The sequence below is a fragment of the Magnetococcales bacterium genome (assembly GCA_015232395.1).
Lineage (GTDB): Bacteria > Pseudomonadota > Magnetococcia > Magnetococcales > JADFZT01 > JADFZT01.
In genome coordinates this window covers 48,774-70,903 of sequence record JADFZT010000015.1, presented here as the reverse complement: position 1 = coordinate 70,903, position 22,130 = coordinate 48,774, and the positions used below count along the sequence as shown (strand labels likewise).

Below are 22,130 nucleotides of genomic sequence, written 5' to 3'. Positions count from 1 at the left end.
GCAGCGGCGGCAGCGCAAGCATGAGAAGGCGCGGCAGGAGAGGGAGAGGCAGGAGTTGGCAGCAGCGGCAGCGCCGATGATGACGATGATGATGTAGACGACGATGACGATGCTGGCAGCAGCGGCAGCGCCGACGATGACGATGATGATGTAGACGACGATGATGACGACGATGACGATGCTGGCAGCAGCGGCAGCGGCAGCGCCGATGATGACGATGATGATGACGACGATGACGATGCTGGCAGCAGCGGTAGCGCCGATGATGACGATGCTGGCAGCAGCGGTAGCGCCGATGATGACGATGATGATGTAGACGACGACGATGACGATGCTGGCAGCAGCGGTAGCGCCGACGATGACGATGATGATGTAGACGACGATGATGATGACGATGTCATTAACGACGATGACGATGATGATGACGACGATGACGATGTCATTAACGACGATGACGATGATGACGATGATGACGATGATGACAATGATGACGATGATGATGTCGTCGTAGATGATGACGATGATGATGATGTGGACGATGATGTGGATGTTCCGGGTATGGATCACGCCATCTCCAACATCGTTCTCTACCTGCAGGAAGAGGATGGAGATTTCGTCAAGGTCAAGGTCGACAGCTTCGATGAGGGTTCACAGGAAGTGTTCGATGCCGACGATCTCGACTTGGCTGGATTCGTGGCTGACGAGTTCCCGGGTATGGATCTGGTGGCTCTGACGGTGAAGGCCGGTGACAACCATCCAGAGGGCTACGGTCCTGGTGAAGGTGAGCTGTTTATCCTGGATCAGGAGTTGAGTGAGGCTGATCTGCCTACTGGAGCCAGTGCGGATGAGGAGTATCAGTTCAGCGATTTGGAAGACGATTTGCTGGGTGGTGACTCCAAAGCTGGGCAGGATGATGAACCTGATGACGAGGCCGGTGGCAGTGAGGCCGGTGATCAAGAAAATGAGGATGTGGACGATGACGATGTAGATGACGATGTAGATGACGACGACGATGCTGGCGATACCGGTAAGAGCGGAAGCGGTACTGGTGCCGACCAGGATGACGACGATGCGGAAGATTTGGAATTGGAAGGTGGTAAGGGTGATGATCTCCTGGAAGGTGGGGCAGGTGACGACCTTCTGGAAGGCAATAAGGGAGATGATGAACTCTACGGCCAGGAGGGTGATGACGAACTCTATGGTGGTAAAGGAGATGACACTCTCTACGGTCAGGAAGATGATGACCTGATGATGGGAGGTGACGGTAACGATACCTTCTACGGTGGAGGCGGTGAGGATGAGATGTACGGTGAAGCGGGCAACGACCTCTTCATCTTCGGCTCCGATCAGGATGGTGGCTTCGTAGATGGTGGAGTGGGTGGTGACTGGACCGATGTCATCGACCTGACCGAAACCGGGGTCAGTAGCGGTCCTGGTGGTGGTGACTGGACTCTGGAAATCGAAGGTGATTCGATTACAGATGCCAGCCAGCATGGTGCCATCGATCTCAACGATGCTTCCGGTACCATTACCTTCAACGAAACGGAAGAGGTTATCGAGTTCGATCACATCGACCGTATCGAGTGGTAATCCATCTATAAATCTCAAGGAGGCGGCCCGGGTCGAAAGATCCGGGCCGTTTTTTTTGAGGTTTTCAGATAGTTGTTCCAATCAGAAAACAGGAGGCACTTGCCTGGATCACGGAAAGAAATCTGTAGGGAAGCTTTTTCCTCCTGTCTGACGGTGGGAGAAAAATATACCGAGAGGAACACCATCCTTCCTATTTACTTAATGACCCCGTTTATCCCCTGAAATGCCCATATATCCAGGAAATATGCAGTTCAGTCGAATTTTGGTTTGATTGTTGCTTTGCCATAGGTGGTCATCAATCCCTGACACTGAAAGTTGGATCCTCAATGGCGGCAAAATTTTTACCAAAATGGAATAAACCAGCTATTGTTGGCAGCTGCCTCTCCCTGTCCATTCTGTTTTGTGCCCAGGGAAGTCAGGCTGATATTCGTGAATTTTGGGTGGCGGTGGATATCGCTCAGGCACGTAATCCCATCATTCATCGGGCTGAGGCCGAGTACCGTGCTGCCAGGGAAGACAGCCCCAAAGCGCTGGCCAAGCTTCTGCCGGATATCGACTTTCGGGCTTCCCATACCTTTGATTCCGGGACTCACTACCGCAAGCTGGGCACAGCCACCCACGAGCGCGCCTCCAAGATCGAACTGCTGGTCAACCAACCCCTCTACAATCGCCAGGATGCCCTGGACTATGAACAGAGCGAGCCTCTATTGCGGGCGGTTATTGCCGATGTGGTGACGGCTCGCCAGGATGTCAGTCTTCAGGTAGCCACAGTGGCTTCCAACTGGCTTGAATCCAAAGAGGTGCTGGAGTTGGCTGATCGTTACCGAAAGGTGACGCTGCGCCACAGAGAGGTGAATCGTTTGCGTCAGGAAGCGGGGGAGTCGACCCAAACTGACGTGGAAGAAGCCTCCTCACGAGCCGCCCAAGCCGAGGCGAGTTATGCCGATGCTCTTAATACCTTGGAGCAGGAGGCGGCTTTTTTCCGGGAGATCGTCGGGGAATATCCAAAAAACAATATGACCCTTCCGGATCTCTACTGGGAGGATCCTCCGAATGTGGATCAGCAGTTCGCTCGCTGGGTTGAGGATCGTCCGGATATCCGGGCGGGGCGCTCCCGTTATGAGCAGGCGGACTATGAAGTCAAGATTGAGCGAGCAGAGCACTATCCCACCATTGACCTCACCTTTAACGCCAGCCGAACCTGGAATGCTGAATTGGGAGGTTCTGCCGGTATCTCTCTCAAGGAAGACCAGGATGAACACAGCCTGGCGGTTATTCTGAATTTGCCCCTGTTTAGCGGTGGTGAGACCAATGCCCGAACCAGGGAGGCCAAGGCCAACAGAGAGTGGGCCATGGCCGAGCTGGAGCGTCTGCGGAAACTGGCCATACGCAAGGCGAGTGAAGCCAGATATGATTGGAAAAACAGCGAAGCGGCGATTGTTTCTCTGGAAAAGGCTCTATTTCACAGTGAAAAGGCGCTTTCCGGGATGGAGGAAGAGTTTTTGGTGGGAACCAGAACCCTCCTGGATCTCCTCGATTTTCAGTATGAAGTCTATACCCTGAACACCTCTTTGGTGCGTCAGCGTTACCAGGCCCAGCTGGCTCGCATTCGGCTTTGGAAGGAGCTTGGGCGGATTTTGCATCCCCAGCATATTCACTCCACAGCCTACCCGGATGATTGGCCCAGGCCTCGCCGCTATCAGGAGGAGGATGTCATTTATGATGGGTCACGAACCCTTGCCTTGCGGGATATTACGAGGCCGTTCAATGCCAAAAGAAGGGACGAGCTGAGTGCCGTGTTGAACGTTCGTTCCGATCACAATGACCCTGCCGATTATGATCCAGATGAATTGCTGGATGATGAAGAGTTGGATGTCGATGGGGTGTTGGATACCCTGGTGACCCAGATGGCCCAGGCAAAGGAGTCTCCTTCAGTCAGAGAGACCGTGGTCGCCATGGCAGCCCCGGAGCCCCCAGCATATGTGGCGGCTCCTGAGAGTATGAAGGATGATCAGGATACGCTGTTGGTGATGAATGCCCTGGTGGCTGAAATGGCCCAGCAGGAGGTGGTGGGGGAGAGAGATAGCCATGCCACACGGGTTCAAGGCACCATTCCAGCTGCTTCTTCCCAGGTTATGATCTCAACTTTCCCTGAAAGTCAGGCAAAGTCGTTTGATTTGATGCGCGGTTTTCCAACCATCGAAGATGGCCCGCTATTGGTCCATGTGGCCTCGTTTGCCGATCGGAAATATTTGGAGGAAAATCGCCAGCAGTTGGCTGAAAAGGGCATTCCCAGCCATCAGGAAGCCTATGTAATGGATGATGGCGCTCAAGTCACTCGGGTTGTGGTGGGGCCATTCGTTGATTTTCGTGCCGCCTTCAAGGCCAAGGATCTGATTCGTAAAAATGGCTTTCCGGCCCGACTGTTGAAAAATCATCACTGGCACAATCCGGTCCCCGGTCCCAAAGCATCCAAATGGACAGCCTCGAAAAAAGTTCCAACGGTTTCAACGGATTCTGGGGATTCGGGTGTGGATCAGGGCCTCGACATGTTGATCGCTGAATTTGGAGAGGAGCTCAGCGGAAACTCCCCGACCACGACTTTATCTCCTCCAGGGAATACCGCTGGGGAGGAGTTGCCTTTGGAGTATCGTCAGGGGGCCTATCCCGATAAAAAAATCGATTCTCTGCCATTCTCCTTGAGCTATCAGGCGGTCCATCTGTCAAAAAGGGTGTTGCCCCTCGATTTTCCCGAGATCAAGGATGGCCCCTTCCTGGTACACATGGGCGCTTTTGCCGATCCAGGGGAGTTGCTGCCTTTGGTTAAAGCTCTGGATCTGGAGGGTATTCCCAGCTGGGTTGATCCCCTCAGGGCACCTGACGGAAGTGAGCTGGCACGCTTGCTCGTAGGGCCGTTTTATGACTATGGACACATTTGGGAAGTGGTCGATATCATTAAGGAAATCGGTGTCCCGGGGGGGTGGATGCCTACGCCCAACTGGCAGCGCAACGTGGACCAGTGTATCGAGGAATATACCAAGTCTGGACAGCCCATCAGAAGCAGTGATTGCTGGAAAATTCGTAGCACCTATGGGCGGACCAATACGGAGGATTGCTGGAAAATACGTAAAAATGGTGGTCGCACCCGAGATGAAAATTGTCGGCGCAGGCACTTGGATCGCCATGAAAAGGAGGATCAGTGGTTGGTGGAAGATCCCCCGGAAGCCGTTGATCCATCTGGAGCCGTTGACCTGTCTGGAAATGTTGACCCATCTGGAACAGCTGACCAAACCAAAACCGTCAAGCGTTGGCATCGGGGGAAGCTTCGGAAAATCAGCGTGGAAAATTGAGGGTTGGCGGACTCTCCAGCCCATGGCCGGGTGATCATTCATGACCGATAAATTTGATCTCCCCTTGGCGATAGCGGAACGTCTTATCGGCTGTTTCACTCCGAAATACAAGCTGGTTCGCTCCTTGGGGGCAGGCACCTACGGTCAGGTGTTTTTGGTCGAGGATGGCTTGAAGCGGGTGGCCGTCAAGATATTGTGCTTGGAAATGCGGCCCGAGGTGAACCAGGAGGGAGAAGATCAAACGCGCCAATCCATCAGCCGGGATTGGCACCTGGTCAACGCCAAATGGAATTTGCTTCACCATGCCAGTCTGGTCCGGATTCGGGATTATTATCGGTATGAGGAGAGCGATCCCGACTCAAAGGTAGCGGTTTATGGGCTGATTTATATGGATTATTGGCCTGTTAACCTGAAAAGCTGCATTCGTCGTCTCATCAAGCGGGAACGCTACACCCCCCAGCGTAAACGGGCCATACTCAGCAACCTGGCTGAAAGCCTCCTTCGTCTGAAAACCGATACCGGGCTTCTGGTCACCGATTTAAAACCCGCCAATATATTGGTGAATACCTGCTCCAAGGGTCCGCTTACCTTGGCGTTTGCCGACCTGGGCGGCTTCCATCGGGAGCATGTCGCAGAGTTTCGGCGGGTTGAAACCACTCAAAGCTATCTCCCCCCGGAAATATTGGATAAACGCCAAAAAGTGGTGGACGAGAAGGCCTTGGTCTACAGCTTCGGCCTGATCGGTCTGTTTGTCCTGGAAGGTCGCCGACCCACCTTGGATCCTGACTTTGAAGGCAAGTGGCAGGATTATGTTCGGCAAGGGGATGAGCTGCCCTGGTCGGATGAAGTGCGCGTTGAAATGGCCCCTTGTGTGGCGATTATCGAGAGGTGTCTGGCGAAAGATCGTGAGGCGCGATTTTCCGGATTTGTGGCCATTTTGGAAGCTTTGAAGGAAGAGCATCAGGCGTGGCGTCAAAGGGAGCAGAGTCGCCTGAAGCCACGTTTCCAAAGGCGTTTTGCAAAACCTCCCTCTGTTTCATCCGTTCCGAAGGAGATCCGTAAGGAGCCGGTGACCGGTATGGAATTTGTCTGGATTCCACCGGGGGCGTTTCGGATGGGGCAGAGCCGAACGGAAAAAAGTGAGCTGATTAGCCGACTGGGGGAAGAAAAATATCGTGGCGCCTTCAGCCGGGAGTTACCTCGTCACCAGGTAGAGCTGGATGGCTTTTGGATGGGGCGCTATCCGGTCACCTGGGGACAATTTGCCAAATTTGCCCAGGATGCCCTCTATATGACCGATGCAGAGAGGGAGGGGAGCGCTTTTGGCCCTGTGGCTGGTGAGGAAAAATGGAAATTGCGGGATGATCTCAGCTGGCGGAAAGTGGATTTCAAGCAGAGCCGGCAGCATCCGGTGGTGTGTGTCAGCTGGTTTGATGCCAAGCAGTTTGCGGCGTGGCTTGGCCAAAAGAGTTCCATGGCGTTTGCTTTGCCCAGCGAGGCGCAGTGGGAGTATGCCTGCCGGGCTGGAACCCGAAGGGCGTATTGGTTTGGTGACACCATTGAAGCGGATCAGGCCCATTTTGCTACCCAAGGGGTATACGGCCAAGGTCGAGGGGGGGAAATAGGGGGGGAAACCATGCCGGTGGGCCGCTATCCTGCCAATGGTTTTGGCCTCCATGATCTTCACGGCAATGTTTGGGAGTGGTGTGAGGATTATTATGATGCGCGGTTTTACCGTAAGCCGGAAGCCAAGGAAAAAAACCCGCTGTGCAGGAAAGGTGGAGGATATAGAGTCAGGCGTGGCGGGTCTTGGAGTTTTTCCGCCGCCCATCTACGTGCCAGCTGCCGGGGACGAAACTATGCCGACAGCCGTTATCTGGATGTCGGATTCCGCTTGGTATTAAACCCGGAAACCTGATCGATTCCAATTGATACGGGTCCAGGGGGATTATCCCCCTGGTGGGTGTGGGCAAAGCCCACGGTCGTGACCTTGATTGTCATAGATCTTAACAATAAAAAGCTTTTCCCAGCCCAATAAATGGTTATTTCTTCAACAGCGGCAGCAGCCGGGCATAAAAGCAGGCGGTGTGTTGCGCTGAATCCACCTGGACCCATTTTTGGTTGGATTTAAACCGGATGGAGCCGATACATTTTTCCGGATTGGGATAGGGATAGCAGGACTCCGGCGTGACGGATGTTTGGGGCAGGGAAGAGGCCAGGAGCATCAGGGCTTTATGAAACTTATTGGCCTGTCTTCTCTCTCCCGTTTTTTTCGCCAGATGATAGGCCGCCACCAACCCTTCACCCCGGTTGCCTTGGTGGTTGCCGATGGCGCCAAAATGGGTTCGGAAGGTGCCCGCATAGTCAGGATAGGGGGTCTCTCCGGGTTGATACATGTGGTCGATCATCTTTTGGGCATCGGAATAGACAAATCGATTCCAGGCTTTGTTGCGCATTTCAGGATCGTCGTGCCACGCTTCGATGGCCTGCATCAGCCAAGCGTCCGAGGGAAGGCTGCTGTATAGCTCCGGATAGCGTTTGGGGCGGATTTTGATGATAAAATCGAGGGTGAGTCGGGCTTTTTCCCGGATGGTAGCGGCGAGTTCCGGGTCGGCAAACCCTTCCTGGACAAAAAAGGCCAACCCCAGGAGTGCTTCTCCCGGATAGTAGAATGAAAAGAGTTTCGCCTGCTCCTTTCGGGTAGGATTTTCAATGGGCCCCCCCCCATGAAAACGGGGATGGATGAAAAATCCGATCATCTCGCCATCCGGCAATATGCGGGAGATGATGTGCCGGGCCATGCCAGTCATCAACTCATCGAAGCGCGTGTCTTTGGAGAGCTTGCGATAGAGCGCCAGAGCGGTCAGGGCCAAGCCTGTCCCCCCCAGTTTGCCCTTGCGATTGTAAAAAACATAGCGCCCCTCTCCCCAAGGGGTGTCGTGGCTTCGGCACTGCTCCTCTACGAAGATCAGGGCATTTTTGGCCGCTTCCAAATAGCTCGGATCTTCACACCATTCATAAAACCGCAGCAATCCAAATACCCCGCCGGAGTGGCGAACAATATTGTAGTAGCTGGGGTTTTTGGGGTGGAAATGATCTTTTTCAGAGTCGTTGGCTAAATTATAGTAGTAGAGAAAGCGGCCATCCTCACGCATATGGTCCCGCATCCAGCGGCCACTGGCATCCAGTAGCCTCTCCAGGGTTTCCCGGTTGAGGGGGGGCGGTGGGGGGAGGCCTCGATAGAGAAAGAGCACGTTTTGTTCGTAGGTGACAAAGGCGCGACTCTCCACCAGATGAAAATCAATGGGGTGCTCTGCCAGCGTCTCCCCGGTGAGTTTCAGGGCGCGGGCGATGCTGCGCAGGGTGCTTTTGAGATTACGATGGCCCAGAAAAACCGCATCGGTGGGCAGATAATAGTGGCTTTTACCCTCCAGGCTGGCCTTCAAGCCGGTGATGCCCGGTTCATAGCGGTGGGGACCGAAGGTTTCGGTTTCAGCCATTTTGGCCAGATCGGCTTCTCTCTCCTGCACCACAATTTCCAACAAAATACGGCAGCGCATGGGGTCTGAAGGGTCGAACTCTGAAAAACGGGGGCGTTGGCGCAGTCGTTTACACACCGCCTGAAGGGTGGCTGGAAAAGTGGCCCGCCGCCCTCCAGAGCGTAAACGGGGTTGGCCAGCCTCCAAAAGGGTGATGCGCAGTTGACTCAAGCTGGGCTGAAAAACCACTCCCAGATCGTGGGCATCCAGGGTTTCGGGAATTTCTTTCCCGGAGATGAGAGTCTCACGAATGGCTTGAAATATGGCAATCGATAGGGGTGTCGAAGTCATATCAGTGGATTCTTTGTCGGATTTTGAGAGAGGATTGGCCAACCTGAGCCGGGATTGGTTTGATTTCCTGGACTGGCCGAAACCGAAGCCGAAATCGAAACCGGTGCAATGGTATCACTTGGAGCAGCCTTTTTCCAAAACCGGTAAGAGACGGGATTGAAAACAGACGGTGTGCATGACCGAATCTACCCGGACCCACTGCTGATTGAGTTTGAAGCGAATGGCACCGATACTTTTTTGGGGCTCCCGACACAAAAAAGCCGACTCCGGGCTGACAAAGGTCGGCAGCAGGGAGGTAGCCACCAGCTCGATTTTTTCCAGAAGATAATCAGCCATGGCCCGATCACCGATTTGGACCGCCAGATAGTGTGCCGCCATCAATCCTTCGGCCCGGCTGTTGTATTGCCGCGCCACTTCGCCAAACTCCCGGTGAAAGGCCCCGGGATAGTCGGGGTAGGGGGTCTCTCCGGGTTGATACATGAAACGAATAAATTTTTCGGCATCGGCAAAGACATAATCCCGCCAGGCTGGTTCTTGAAAACCAGGCTCCTGCCACCACGCTTCGATGGTTTGCATCAGCCAGGAATCCGAGGGGAGGGCGTCGTAGATCCTGGGTTTGTCGATGGGGCGGGAGCGCACCAAAAAATCGATGGCGCGTTTGGCTGCTTCGCGGATCTCTTCAGCCAGTTTTGGCTCACAGATGCCGGTTTTAAGATAGCCGATCAGCCCCAAAAGCGCCTCTCCAGGATAGAAAAGATTGAACAGGCGCTTGCGGAGTTTGGGGCTTGGATCCAGCAGGGGTTGGCCGTCGTTGTGCCGGGGATGAATATAGCAGCAGAGCATCTCCCCGCTGGGCAGGGTCCGGGAGAGAAGATGGCGGACAAGCCCGGTCATGGTGGCGTCAAAGCGGTCGTCCCCACAAAGCTGACGATAAAAGGTCATGGCCATCAAGGCGATACCGCTGCCTCCCAGGGTGGCCTTGTTGTCATAATAGGCGTAACAGTGTTCCCCTTGGGGAGTCTCCTCCCGAAGGCACTGCTGATCCAAAAAGGTCAGGGCTTTTTGGGCGGTTTCCAGGTGGCGGGGGTTGGGTAGGCGTTCGTGAATCCGCAGCAGGCCGATGATGCCGCCGGTGTGTCGGGCCAGGTTGAAATAGTCCGGGTTGGCGGTGTTGGCCAGATCCCGAGCGGAATCCCTGCCCAGGTGATAATAGTAGAGAAACCGGCCATCGGGCTGGAGGTTGTCCATCAACCAGTTGGCGCTCTGCCCCATCTGCTCCCGGAGGAGAGTAGGGGTGAGGGGCGGGGTGGCGGGGAGCCCGCGAAAGAGGAAAAGCAGCTCCTCACCAAAGGAGACGAAGGCCCGGGTTTCCAGGAGCATGAGCTTTGTGGGAGGCTGGCTCAGCTCGGAACGACGCACCTTGTGCATTCTGGCCAGGCGTCTCAAAGCCTGGGATATGTGGCGTTCGCCGTGGATGGTGGCGTCGGTGGGCAGATAATAGTTTGATAGGCCCTCCCGGGTCGCCTTGATCCCCGTCACTCCCGGCTCAAAACGGTGGCGGCCAAAGGTGGTTGAGTTGTGGAGGGATTTGGCATCCACCGGGGTTTCCCGAACCACTATTTCCACCATGATTCGGCACTCTTTAACATCTTCTGGATTGAATGTATCGAATCGGGATTTATTCCGCAGCCGATCCACTACCCGGTCGAGGGTAGCGGGAAATGTTTTGCGCTGGCTGCCAGCCCGGAGAGGGGCTTTTCCCGGCTGAAACAGGGTGATGAAGAGCAGTCCCCCATCATTTTTAAAATCAACCCCCAGATCGTGGGCATCGAGGGTTTGGGGAACCTTGTTTCCAGTCACCAGACCGTTGCGAATGGCTAGCAGGATGGATTGGCCAGGGGAGGTGGGCATGATCGCAATTCCGCTCAGTCGGTTTATCATGGCCCCGCCATCCCTATGGTGGAGAAGCCTGGATCGTTGGCCGGTATCGGGCTTCAGCTAAGCTGCCAACCGAGGCCGATGGTTTTTCGGGTCTGCTGTTATCGGCATCTACCCCTTGAGAGGCCAGATACGTTTAAGGCTGGCGACTCATTTAAGGTTGGCTATGCGCTCTTTTATTCTGGGCGCGTCTTTTGCCAACCACCGAGCTTTTTTCCAGCAGGGGCAGATAGCGGGCATAAAAACAGCCGGTATGCTGCACGGCATCCACCTGGGTCCATCTCTGGTTGATCTTGAAGTGGATCGCCCCGATGCCTTTGTCCGGTTGGCGGCAGAGATAACCGGCTTCGGGGCTGATAAAGGTGGAGAGCAGGGCGTTGGCCTGGAGGCGCAGGGCCTGGCGGATTTTTTGTGCGAGGTTGCGCTGGCCGGTTTTTTTCGCCAGATGAAAAGCCGCCACCACCCCTTCGCCAAGGCTGCCATAATGGGTGCCCAGCTTACCGAAACGGGAAGCATAGGTGCCGGTATAGTCGGGGTAGGGGGTCTCTCCCGGTTTATACATTTTTTCGATCATCTTTTGCGCATCCACCAGAGCGGCTTTGCTCCACTCCGGGTTGCGCATTTCAGGGTCATCCCACCACGCCTCAATGGCCTGCATATACCAAGCATCCGAGGGAATGGTCGAATAGAGATCCTGATAGCGTTCCGGGCGGATGTGGACCAAAAAATCCAAGGCTTTGGTCGCTCCCTTGCGGACAGCTGCTGCCAGCTTGGGGTCGGGTTCACACCAGTTGACAAAATAGGCAAGCCCCAGAAGCGCTTCTCCCGGGTAGAAAAAGGAGAAGAGCTTTTTGCGGAGTTTGGGGCCGGTTTTGATGATGGGGTTGCCCCGATTGTGACGGGGGTGGATGTAAAAGCCGAGAAATTCTCCATCCGGGCGGATGCGGGAGATGATATGCCGGGCCAAGCCGTGGAGGGTTTGATCAAAGCTGGTATCCCCGGAGAGCCGCCGATAGAGCGCCATGGCCACCAGAGTGAGCCCGCTGGCCCCCAGCTTGGCCTTGGCGTTGTAGTAGACATAGCACCCCTCACCCAGGGTGGTAGCATGGTTTCGGCACTGCTTTTCCAGATAGATCAACGCCCCCCGTGATGCTTTAAGATAGGCTGGATCCTGGAGGCGTTCATAATATCGGAGTAATCCAAACACGCCTCCGGCATGGCGAACAATGTTGTAAAAATCGGGCTTGTTCGGAAAATGGTGGTCCCGCTCGGAATCTTTGCCCAGGTGGTAATAGTAGAGAAACCGGCCATCCTCCTGCATATGCTCCAACAGCCAGCGTCCGCTTTGGGTGAGTTGATATTTCAGGGCGTTCGGGGTCAGCGGTGGGGGAGAGGGGAGGCCTCGGTAGAGATAAAGGGCCTGCTCCTGGTAGGTGACAAAGGCGCGGCTGGTCAACAGGGTGTATGCCACGGGGTGTTCAGCCAACTCCTCCTGTGTAGGGATGTTGAGCTGTTGGGCCAGATGGGAGAGTGTTTGTCTCAGGCTGCGGTGGCCCCGGATCACGGCCAGGGTGGGGGGATAGTGTCGGGTTTCCCCTTTGAGCTTAACCGTGAGGCCGGTAATGCCTGGCTCAAAACGGTGGGGGCCGAACGCCAGAGTGTCCTGCATTTTTTCCAGGGTGGTGGTCTGCTCCCTGACGATAATTTCCAGCAAAATTCGGCAATTCTGGCTGCTGGTTGGATCAAAATCGGCATAGCGGGGCCGCCTGCGCAGACGACCGATGGCCCCATTGAGGCTATCCGTAAATCCCTTGCGTTGGGAGCTCCCGATAAGAGGCCTCAACCCTGGCTGAAACAGGGTGATGAATATCCGACCCTGGCGGGTGTTGCCATCCACTCCCAGATCAAAAGGATCCAGGGTTTCTGGGAGCTTTTCGCCGGTGATCAGAGCGGTGCGGATCGCGGCCAGAATGGGGCCAGCCAAAGGAGACGCTGGGGATGGCAGGGTGATTTTTTCCAGATCCCCGGGTGTTGGCGTTCCAGCCCCCTTCTGGATGGCATCTGGCGTGGCCATCTCTAGCTGGCTACCCGGCTGGAGGTACCCTTGGCCGGGGGAGCGGTGTAGATGTGACGCAGGGCTTGAACCACCGAGTGCATTTGGTGCTGCACCACATCAATGCGCAAAATGGGTTCCTGGCGGGCGTTCATGATGCCCCCAAAGGCGAGGGGGTCAAAGGTGGGCCGGGAGGTGAGCAGGGCGTTGCGCCGTTGAAGGGGGCCGCCTACCTGCCAGCTGGTCACCTTGCGCAGACCGATATCGATGGTGTGGGCCAGATCGTGGATGGCGGCTTCGTGGTTGCGGGCCTTGGCCACCAGCAGGGCCGGGATCAATCCTTCAAAGACATAACCGGTATTTTTCCCCCGGGAAAGCGTGCGATGGGAGTGGATCATCCACCAGGCCAGGGAGAGGAGCAGATCGCCGAAGGTGTCGGCATCTTTCCAGCCCGCATCCTGATATTCCCAATAGGCCATGCAGCTCCATTGGAAAAAGCCCTTGGTGGTGGTGTTGTCGATCTTTTTTTGCCACTGGCTATGGGTGTAAAATTTGGCCATGGCCATGGCGGATTCTTCGATCAGGGGAATCAGCTCGCTGCGATCCAGATAGCGGGCGGCCTTGATCATGGCGAGGAGGGCTTCTCCATCGAAATAGGGGCTGGAGCGGGGGTGGCGTTTTTTGGATTTTAAGTTGAGGGATTTGGAAAAGTGGCCACTATCCTGGTGCATGTAGCATAAAAACGCCAGATGGCCGTCCAAGCGCTCGCTGAACTTTTGTCGCTCCCCCTCCGAAAGCATGGCGTTGGGGCCTTTGTCCATCCGTAAATATTCAATCAGGGCCAGGGTCACCAAGGCAACGGTGCCGGTGTCGCATTTGTCCATCCCCGGATAGGTGATGAGCAGGGAGCCGGGGGCCGGGCCGGGGTGGGTATTTTTGCCGAAAAAATCCAGCGCTGTTTCCAAAGCCCCAAGCCCGGTGGGGGTGGGGTCATATTGGTTGATCAGCGCCAGCCCCCAGGTGGTACCCGCTTGGCGTACCTGATTGTCGTCGGTATCCAGACGACCTGAGACAAAATCGTATTGATAATTGAAATTGCCTGCGGCTTTTTGGTTGTTGAGCAAAAATTGACGACCCAGGGCCAAGGAGTGGAGCAGGATTTTCCGGTTGAGCAGGATGGAGCGGTCGTGCTTTTTCCACACCAGCTTTTCCAGGTGGCTTTTAGCCCAGGCGGGCATCTCCTCCAGGGGAATGTCTCCGGTGATATCTGAATAGGGCATTTTTCAATGATCCATGGCTGGTGTCGACCCGCGCCAGGGGTCGGTTTAAGCCCCTTTTCCTTGGAACAGGCAGAGGCTTGGCGAATGGGAGAACATTGCCCGCTTTTTTTTCCGTTCGCAAGAGTTCAATACCGCTTCCTGCCGTTTTACCAAAGCCTTGGGAATATAGATGAAATATTGAGAACTCAAAGGCATGCAGGTGTCAGGTTGATTGTTGGAATAAAACGAGGGCTGAATATCCCCGAAGCTGAAAGCAAAACCTGCAAACTGAATTTCACCCTCCCCTCTGATTTTCCCTCTGATGGCTTTGTTATGGAAACGTGATTCGCTACACTCCACCGCTCTGTGGCAGCCTGTTTTTTTGAGTTCGGCAGTGAATCGCCACGGCCTCATGTTGATGTTGAATTTAACGGGTCAGGGATGGCTATGAAGGATTTTTCCAAAAGGCAAAAACCGCTCCCGGTTGGGACGGATAGCGTGCTACCCCTGATCATTGTTTCCGGGTTGCGAAATCGCCGACGCACGGCCAACGCCCTGGCGCATCTGTTGACCCTGGCTGGAGAGCGGGTGGGGTTGACTACCAGTGGCGGCACCTTTGTATCCGGGTGTGAGGGGGCTCCTCCCCAGGATATATCAGAGGGTTTGGTGCGGCTTGTTGGGGATCGATCGGTGAGTGTGGTTGTTGGGGAAGCGCGCCCCAGGGAGGTGTCGAAAGGGGGGCTTGGTCGGGATACCTGTACCGTAGCGGCCATCCTCGGGGCTGTGGGGGAGGACGCTTCAGGAAGCCGGAAAAAATCCAGCTCCAACGACGCTCTACAGCGCATTATGCAAACGGCCAGCAAGGGGGTGGTGATCAATGGCGACGACCCCAACGTTTTGGCCCTCACCAAAGATTATCCAGCCCAACGCCTCTGCCTCTTTTCTGCGGACTCAGAAAACCAGCACATGCAGCGCCACAGAGACAAGGGCCATCCCACCGTTATCCTGGCCTCCCATGAGGGGCGACCTGCGCTGATTCATTGGGATAAAGGGCGACCCCTCTTTGCCATCGTTGTCGGTCACCTCAATCAGGGGAAGGGGTTGCTGCCACGCATGGCTCTGCACGCCTCGGCCCTGGCTTGGATGCTGGGAATGCCACCAGAAAAAATCATCCTGGGTATTCGCACTCTCACCAGGGAGCTGTTGGCGCGCCCTTTGGCTATTGAAATGATTCGGGGGTTTGCCTTTCGCGGTGTGGTGGCCCAGGTGGGGGATCCTTCTGGGATCAAGCCGGTTTTAACCCTTTCCCAAAAGCTTTCAGGCAAGGCAGCGAGGCTCAATGCATTGTTGACTGAAAAAGGGAAGGTGGAGGGGGAGAGTCGTAGTGTGTGGGATGGGGTGGAGAAGCAGGCCAGCCGATACATCTGTGTGGGGGAGGCGGGGGTGGGTTGGCTGTTGCAGGAGGGGGTTTCCCGGGAGCGTATCTGCCAGGCTGCGGATTCGAATCAAGCTCTGGAGTTGGCCCTCCTGAATACCCGTCCCGGGGAGTGGCTGACGCTGTTATGTGATGACCTCTCAAAAGTGGTGGGATGGATTGATCTTTATCGGCAACAGCGGGGCAAGGGGGCATCCAAGCCATCCGCACCACTGATTTCAGATGCGAAGGAGGGTGATCAGGGGTCGACCGCCAAGACATTGGAGAAAAAGGCTGCCCCGAAGAAAACCGCCATTCCGGAGAAAAAAAATCTGCCGAAGAAAGAGGCGGCTCGGAAGCAGGTCTCCTTATCTCCGAACGGTTCGGTGTCCGATAAAAAAAGAGCAGGTAGCGGGGGGATAAAGAGACGAAAAAGAAAAAAAACCCTCTGGACCGGGGCGGAAATTGCCCGGGCGGTGAATGGGCGCTGGATCTCCAAGAATGGCGATGACCTGGAAGTAAAAGGCTTTTCCCATGTGGAATATTATAAATTTTTGGATTTTGGTCCCGGGGAAGGGGATGAACATGTGGGCAATTTGATGTTCACCACCAACCCCAAATGGAGCCGGACGTGGGATCGCAAATGGGATGGCCTCAAAAAATGGCCTTCGCTAAGTCGGCAGGTTTCCCAGTTTTTCAAGGATGGAGCCGCCATGGCGGTGGTGCACAAGATTCCCAGGGAGCTGCCCAAAGATAAACCGCTGCTGCTGGTGGATGACAGCCGTCAGGCCCTGGATGATCTCACCCGTGCCGCCCGGGAGCGGTTTCAGGGCCGGGTGATCGCCATCACCGGCAGTGTCGGCAAAACCACCACCATCGAAACCTTGAAGCACATCTTGAGAAAGCAGGGCCGGACCGGCTCCACCATTCAAAACCGCAACCATGCCCGGGGGATTGCCGGAACCCTCATCCTCACCCCGCCGGATTTGGATTATGGGGTGTTTGAAATTGCCGTTTCCGCAGCGGACAAGAGCCATTTTGTCCGCCCCCATGTGGTCATCATCACCGAAATTCAGCGGGGCCATATGGTCTACTTCCATACCCTGGAAGGGGTCGCGGATAAGAAGGGGGAGGTGATCGATGGTTTGGAGCCGGGTGGAACAGCCATCCTCAACCGGGATATGCAGCTCTTTTCCCGATTGAAAAACAGAGCGGAGCAGCGGGAGGATCTGCGTGTTGTCACCTATGGTCGCCATCGGGAAGCGGACGTGCGCCTGGTGGAGAGCACCCTGGCAGCCACTGGCAGTCGGGTAGAAGCGACGGTTTTTGGCAAGCCGGTTACCTACGATCTTTCTCTCGCCGGGGAACATATGATCGCCAACAGCCTGGCGGTGTTGGCTGCGGTGGAAGCAGCTGGCGGTGATTGGCGGCAGGCGGCTCGGGATATGGCTTCTCTTGGCAACATGCCCAAGCGTATGGAGCGCCTCACTCTGCCATTCAAGGGCGGGCAGATTCATTTGATCGACGACACCTATAACGCCAATCCAGGCTCCCTGAAGGCGGCTCTCAAGGTGCTGGCCATGCAGCAGCCCCAGGGGCAGGGGGGGCGTATCGCGGTGTTGGGGGCCTTTCGGGAGATGGGTCGCAAATCAGCCCAGCTGCATGCTGAATGTGCCGATGAGGTGATCGCAGCCGGGGTGGCGCGGCTCTTCACCACGGGAGAGGATATGGCCTATCTGCGGGAGAGGGTTCCCGTTGGGCAGCAGGGCTTTCATGGGGAGGATCCGGAGCGTTTTACGGCGGCGGTTTTGCAGGAACTTCGAGCTGACGATATCGTGCTGGTCAAAGGCTCCTTCCACCTGCCCCCCATTGATCGATTGGTGAAGGCGTTGAAAGAGCCGGGCGGGGTTGTGAAGGTCAAATCCTCCCGGGCAAGCCCCCAGCCAGAGATTCCAGCTCCTTCCGATCAAGCTCCTGTCGAAGCCGAAGCCATCAAGAGAGCCGCACTTCCCGTTGTCGATACAACGCCCACCCTGGTGCTTGAAAAAACCGGACAGCCTAACCAATTGGATATGCTCTTTGTGGGGGATACCGGCTTTGGAGAAAACTATCAGGCGGACCTGGAGGCTCGGGGGAGGGGGAATGTGCTCAAGGAGAAGGGCTATGGACACTCTTTGGCCAAGATGCGGGAGAGTCTGCTTAAAAGCGATTTGGTGATCGCCAATCTGGAAACCCCCCTGACCGATTTGCCGGAGTCCCCTTTCAAAAAAACCAAGCAGTATGTCCACTGGGGGGATGTGGAAAAAACCCCTCGGGAACTGCTGGCCCACAACATTCGGGTGGTGAGCTTGGCCAACAATCACACCTTCGACTATGGCCGCGAGGGTTTCAACCAGACTCTGGACATTTTAAACCAACACCAGATCCATCTCTTTGGTGCAGGTTCCGATTATGAAGCCTCTGCCAAGCCCTTTATCGCCCAAGCTCGGGTAGGGGGAAAACCTTTTCGGTTTGCGGTGTTCGGGGCTTTTGAAACCCGGCCCGATTATCGACGCAAATATCGCACCTATGCGACGGCTACCGAGGGGGGGCTTTGTCCTCTTGGGGAACACAAGCTGGGTGATCGGATTGCCCGGCTCAAAGCCGCCGATCCCGGGGTGTTCGTTATCGCCTTTCTCCACTGGGGGCAAAACTATGCCTGGAAGTCCCAGCGTCAAACCCGCCAGGCGGACCGGTTGGCAGAGGCGGGGGCGGATCTCATCCTGGGCCACGGCGGGCATATGTTGCAGGAGGTGGAGGAGCGGGGAGGGTGCTGGATTATCTATAGCCTGGGTAACTTTGTATTCAACTCCCCGGGCCGCTACCAAAAGGTCAAAGCCCCCCCCTATGGCCTGGTGGCGCGCCTGATGGTCAAGGCCGAGGGGGAGGGGGTGCGGCCACGCTTGCGCCTCTACCCCACCTTGAGCGACAACCGGCGCACCGGCTATCAACCCCGCTTTGTCAGCCGTCGTCGATTTCAAGAGGTGGTCGCACTCCTTCAGGAAAAAAGCCCCGATCCCGATCGGTTTGCCAAGGGGGTTACCCAGGGGCGGGACAAAACCGGCTCCTACCTGGAAATTTTGCTCAATTATTTTCCGGCAGGCTGAGGGGGGTTGGAATGGAGAAGCTTGTGAGGAGGTGCTGATAAGGGGCTTGATCGGGGGCCATCAAGGGGTTGGTTGGGGGCTTTCTGTCAGTTGATCGGGGATCCAAACAAGATTCCGGCTACCCGGATGGCATACAAATGGTGAGCCTAGATTTTTTCTGCCCCACTGACCGACTCGATGGCGGTGGCGCCCAACGCTGTTGAGATGCTCTCCACCACCCGATTCAACTCAACCGGGCCATAGAGAAACAGCTCCTGCACCCCACCCCCCGCCACCCGGATGCGCACTCGGCCACTTTCAGCGTTGATCTTGACTCGAAGGTCTCCCCCTCGACCACCACGGGCATCGATGGGGCCGGGATGTACCAGCCAGCCCCCTTTTTTTAACGCCCGACTCACCTGATTGGCTTTTTCGGTCAGGGTGGTGTGGCGGGTTCGTTTTCGGCTCACGTTTTGATCATTCCAAAATGGATGGAGGGGGCAAGAGTTAATCTCTCCCAAGGGGGCACTCTTCCAGATGATCGAGAGAGTGGCACGAGGGTGAGAAAAGCGCAGGATGAGGTGATCTAGGCTTCGGGATCAAGGCGCAACCGGGGCAAGCGGAAAAAGAAGGTGGTGCCTTCATCCGCCCGGGTGGCAAAGCCGATCTGGCCATGGTGGCTCTCCACCAGTGCTTTGGTGATGGAGAGACCCAGACCGGTTCCGCCCTTTTGTCGGGTGTCGGAAGAGTCGGCCTGGGCAAATTTTTGGAACACCCGGGGTTGAAACTCTTCCGGAATGCCCGAACCATGATCGGTGACCGAAAAAAGGACCGAATCCCCTTCCGGCTCTACCCGAACCTCTACGGCATCACCTGATTGGGAAAATTTGGCGGCGTTGGAGAGAAAATTGGCCAACACCTGGCAGAGGCGGTGTTCATCGCCTCTGACCATGATCCCTTCCGGAATGGGCTCCAGAAAATGATATCGCACACCAAATTTTTCGCCATACCCGGCATTTTCAGCCAATGCCCGGCGAGCCAGGGCGGCGGCATCCAGAGGTTGGAATTGCAAGCTGATTCGCCCAGACTCGATTTTTTGGATATCCAGAATATCGTTGATCAACAGGTTGAGCCGTTCGCTGTTGTTGTAGGCCAGGGTCAGCAGCTTGTGGGCCTTTTGCGGCAGCTCTCCGGTCACCCCGGCCAGCACCATTTTCAGGCCCCCATAGATGGAGGTGAGGGGGGTGCGCAGTTCGTGGCTCACCGTGGAGACAAATTCATTTTTGAGCCGGTCGGCTTTTTTGCGTTCGGTGATGTCCTGGACCGTTCCGGTGAGGAATATGGCTTCGCCATCGGTATTACGGGTGATTTCACCGATCTCCTGTACCACCCGGATCATCCCATCCGGTCGGGTGATGCGATGTTCAAAATCAAACCCCTCCCCACTCAAAAGAGCAGCCTCCATCGCTCTTTCCACAGCGGGGACATCCTCCACATGGACCCGGGAAAAATAGGTGTCATAGTCGTGGGAGGATGGCTCTTCCAAACCAAACAGACGGTTGACCTCCTGGGACCACTCGATCCGGTTGTGGCTGATATCCCACTCCCAGTTGCCGATGTGGGCGATGCGTTGGGCCTGGGCGAGTTGGCTGGCGCTTTTGCGTAGGGCGCTCTCTTCCTGTTGCAGATGATCCAGTACGCGGTTGACCCCGGTGCCGATCCGGGTGAGTTCATCGGCTCCCTGGACATCGGCCCGAATGGCGCGATTACCGTTGGCAAAGGCTTCCAGAACGGTGACCAATCGGGTGATGCGCCGGGTGATGCGCAGATGAAAAAGCATGATCAGCGCCATCACGGCTATGGCGATGCCGGTTCCGGTCAAAAGCGCCTGCTCCAGCAGGGAATCGTCAGTCATCTGCCGGTGGTAGCTCAAATCGGATTGATAATAGAGAAAGCCGCACTGTTTGGGTCTGAGGGAGCGGGCGCTGCCTGCACCACAGATGCTGTAATAGCCCTGAATCCAATGTTGGTCGTGGGAAATTTTCGTTTGCGCCACCTGGGTGTCGAGCACTTTGGCCACGGTGGCTTTATCCAGGGGAAAGGGGGTCTCCTGCCAAGCCCGGGTCTCATCCTCCTGCCGGGTGGAGGATTGAATGATTCCCTCGCCGTCGGTGATAAAAATCACCACCAGATCCAGCTCAGTGCCAAATGAGGAGACGATCTGGCGAATGCCGTCCACGTGGTCCAGGCGCAAAAAACGTTGAATGCTCCCCTGAATCAGATTGAGACGGTTGCGCACTTCCAGCAGGGTGGCCTGGTTGATCTCTTCATGTACCAGATGGCGGGTGGAAAGATAGGACGCACCGTTGAACAACAGGGCAAACAGAGCCACCACCAGGGGGATGAGTATGCGTAGGGGAAGGCCCCGAATCATGACAGTTTCTCCAGGACCCCCACTGGATAAAATCCACCGGTTGGGATGGGTCGCTCCATTTGGGAGGTGGGGTGTTTAAGGAAGATGCGCACTGGTCAGGAGTCCTTTGGGGTTGACCCGGGGGGAGAGCAGATCCTGGGAAACCATGGTTTCACGCAGTCGTTTGAGGGTTTCGGTCAGGCTGGGGTTTGTCCCGCCGATCATCTGATGATTTTCAGGCAGATTCGGCAGGTGCAGTCCATCAAAGCTGGCCAAAACCTCCGCCGGAGTCAGCTTGAGCCGCCGAGCCAGGATGGTGGCGGCTGCCTTGGGCTGATCTTCGAAATAATCCAACGCTCCAAACCAGCCGGAAACCATTTTTTGAACCGATTGCCGATGGCTCTTTAACGCCTCTTCGTGCACCACCAGCACATCCACCACTTCGTTGGGGATCTCCCGACTGGTAAAAAGTTCCCGGGCACCCGCTTTCAGGAGTTTGGTGCGCACGGGTTCGAAGGTGACCGCCGCATCCACCTGGCCTGCCAAAAAAGCCTCCTCATGGGCGCTGACGTCGGTGTGGGCGATTTCAATTTCATCCAGGCTCAGGCCGTGAATGGTTAAAGCCCGGGTCAGGACATAAGCCCCCAAGGCGCTGCTTTCCACGGCGATGCGTTTGCCTTTGAGATCGCTGAAAGTTTGGATCTCCTTTTGGGCCAGGATCACATCTCCCCCGTGGGAGACATCCATCACCAGGATCACCTTGACGGGAATCCGCGCTTGTTTGAGCACCAAGACTTCATCCAGAGTCAGGGCGGCCGCCTCCAGGGCTTTGTTGCGAAAGGCCCGCAATACTTCAGTCGCCGAAGGATATTCTACCAGGCGTACGTTTTTGGCCCACTCCCTGTCACCCGAATTGCGGGCCAGATCCTGGGCCAGATAAAGAGGTTCATAACCGGGCCAGACATTGGTACCGACTCGTAGCACGGGAGCCGCCATCCCCGAGAGGGAAAAGAGCATCCCGGCGATCAATATAAGGGTTGCCAAGAGGGGGGGGAGTGGCAGGGATCGATCATGGGCACACGGGTGGGTGTTGATCTGTTTATTTTCCATGGCTTTTGATTCTTCCAGGATTGGGGGATAGATGGGCAAATCTTGGTC

12 protein-coding genes are annotated in these 22,130 nt (G+C 55.9%); 4 read left to right on the top strand and 8 right to left on the bottom strand.

The window, feature by feature from the left end:
* Positions 1 to 567: hypothetical protein (locus HQL52_06505; protein ID MBF0369090.1), on the bottom strand; the 567-nt coding region annotated here is incomplete at its 3' end.
* Between HQL52_06505 and HQL52_06500 the strand changes: the two genes are divergently transcribed.
* The 3 genes from HQL52_06500 (at position 559) to HQL52_06490 (ending at position 6,858) form a co-directional block, all read left to right on the top strand.
* Positions 559 to 1,590: a hypothetical protein gene (locus HQL52_06500; GenBank protein ID MBF0369089.1), complete on the top strand. Its 1,032-nt coding sequence runs from the start codon at positions 559 to 561 to the stop codon at positions 1,588 to 1,590. The genes HQL52_06505 and HQL52_06500 overlap by 9 nt on opposite strands.
* Positions 1,591 to 1,916: 326 nt before the next feature.
* Positions 1,917 to 4,940 (top strand): TolC family outer membrane protein, encoded by a 3,024-nt coding sequence (locus HQL52_06495; protein MBF0369088.1) that lies wholly within the window; start codon positions 1,917 to 1,919, stop codon positions 4,938 to 4,940.
* Positions 4,941 to 4,980: 40 nt separating this feature from the next.
* A complete protein-coding gene (locus tag HQL52_06490) occupies positions 4,981 to 6,858 on the top strand; it encodes an SUMF1/EgtB/PvdO family nonheme iron enzyme (GenBank protein ID MBF0369087.1) in 1,878 nt (625 codons plus the stop codon).
* Between the two features lie 124 nt (positions 6,859 to 6,982).
* On the opposite strand, the gene HQL52_06485 is transcribed toward HQL52_06490, so the two are convergent.
* From HQL52_06485 to HQL52_06470, 4 genes are all read right to left on the bottom strand, one after another.
* Positions 6,983 to 8,770: a protein containing Six-hairpin glycosidase-like domain protein gene (locus tag HQL52_06485; GenBank protein MBF0369086.1), complete on the bottom strand. Its 1,788-nt coding sequence runs from the start codon at positions 8,768 to 8,770 to the stop codon at positions 6,983 to 6,985.
* A gap of 114 nt (positions 8,771 to 8,884) precedes the next feature.
* Positions 8,885 to 10,681 (bottom strand): hypothetical protein, encoded by a 1,797-nt coding sequence (locus HQL52_06480; protein ID MBF0369085.1) that lies wholly within the window; start codon positions 10,679 to 10,681, stop codon positions 8,885 to 8,887.
* 181 nt (positions 10,682 to 10,862) lie between these two features.
* Entirely contained in the window at positions 10,863 to 12,782 is a 1,920-nt protein-coding gene (locus tag HQL52_06475) for a hypothetical protein (protein MBF0369084.1), read from the bottom strand.
* A gap of 2 nt (positions 12,783 to 12,784) precedes the next feature.
* Positions 12,785 to 14,041, bottom strand: coding sequence for a hypothetical protein (locus HQL52_06470; GenBank protein MBF0369083.1), 1,257 nt, complete (start codon positions 14,039 to 14,041; stop codon positions 12,785 to 12,787).
* Between the two features lie 477 nt (positions 14,042 to 14,518).
* On the opposite strand from HQL52_06470, the gene HQL52_06465 reads away from it, so the two are divergent.
* A complete protein-coding gene (locus HQL52_06465; protein ID MBF0369082.1) occupies positions 14,519 to 18,580 on the top strand; it encodes a CapA family protein in 4,062 nt (1,353 codons plus the stop codon).
* Between the two features lie 146 nt (positions 18,581 to 18,726).
* On the opposite strand, the gene HQL52_06460 is transcribed toward HQL52_06465, so the two are convergent.
* The 3 genes from HQL52_06460 to HQL52_06450 form a co-directional block, all read right to left on the bottom strand.
* On the bottom strand, positions 18,727 to 19,029 hold the full coding sequence (locus HQL52_06460) for a hypothetical protein (GenBank protein MBF0369081.1): 303 nt from the start codon (positions 19,027 to 19,029) through the stop codon (positions 18,727 to 18,729).
* A 116-nt stretch (positions 19,030 to 19,145) separates the two neighbouring features.
* Positions 19,146 to 20,993, bottom strand: coding sequence for a PAS domain-containing protein (locus HQL52_06455; protein ID MBF0369080.1), 1,848 nt, complete (start codon positions 20,991 to 20,993; stop codon positions 19,146 to 19,148).
* Positions 20,994 to 21,068: 75 nt separating this feature from the next.
* On the bottom strand, positions 21,069 to 22,082 hold the full coding sequence (locus HQL52_06450) for an ABC transporter substrate-binding protein (GenBank protein MBF0369079.1): 1,014 nt from the start codon (positions 22,080 to 22,082) through the stop codon (positions 21,069 to 21,071).
* Positions 22,083 to 22,130: the final 48 nt, after the last annotated feature.

Bases quoted from the DNA above. Each gene is read 5' to 3' on its own strand.
- HQL52_06500 (MBF0369089.1), top strand. From the start codon at position 559: ATGGATCACGCCATCTCCAACATCGTTCTCTACCTGCAGGAAGAGGAT.
- HQL52_06495 (MBF0369088.1), top strand. From the start codon at position 1,917: ATGGCGGCAAAATTTTTACCAAAATGGAATAAACCAGCTATTGTTGGC.
- HQL52_06490 (MBF0369087.1), top strand. From the start codon at position 4,981: ATGACCGATAAATTTGATCTCCCCTTGGCGATAGCGGAACGTCTTATC.
- HQL52_06485 (MBF0369086.1), bottom strand. From the start codon at position 8,770: ATGACTTCGACACCCCTATCGATTGCCATATTTCAAGCCATTCGTGAG.
- HQL52_06480 (MBF0369085.1), bottom strand. From the start codon at position 10,681: ATGCCCACCTCCCCTGGCCAATCCATCCTGCTAGCCATTCGCAACGGT.
- HQL52_06475 (MBF0369084.1), bottom strand. From the start codon at position 12,782: ATGGCCACGCCAGATGCCATCCAGAAGGGGGCTGGAACGCCAACACCC.
- HQL52_06470 (MBF0369083.1), bottom strand. From the start codon at position 14,041: ATGCCCTATTCAGATATCACCGGAGACATTCCCCTGGAGGAGATGCCC.
- HQL52_06455 (MBF0369080.1), bottom strand. From the start codon at position 20,993: ATGATTCGGGGCCTTCCCCTACGCATACTCATCCCCCTGGTGGTGGCT.
- HQL52_06450 (MBF0369079.1), bottom strand. From the start codon at position 22,082: ATGGAAAATAAACAGATCAACACCCACCCGTGTGCCCATGATCGATCC.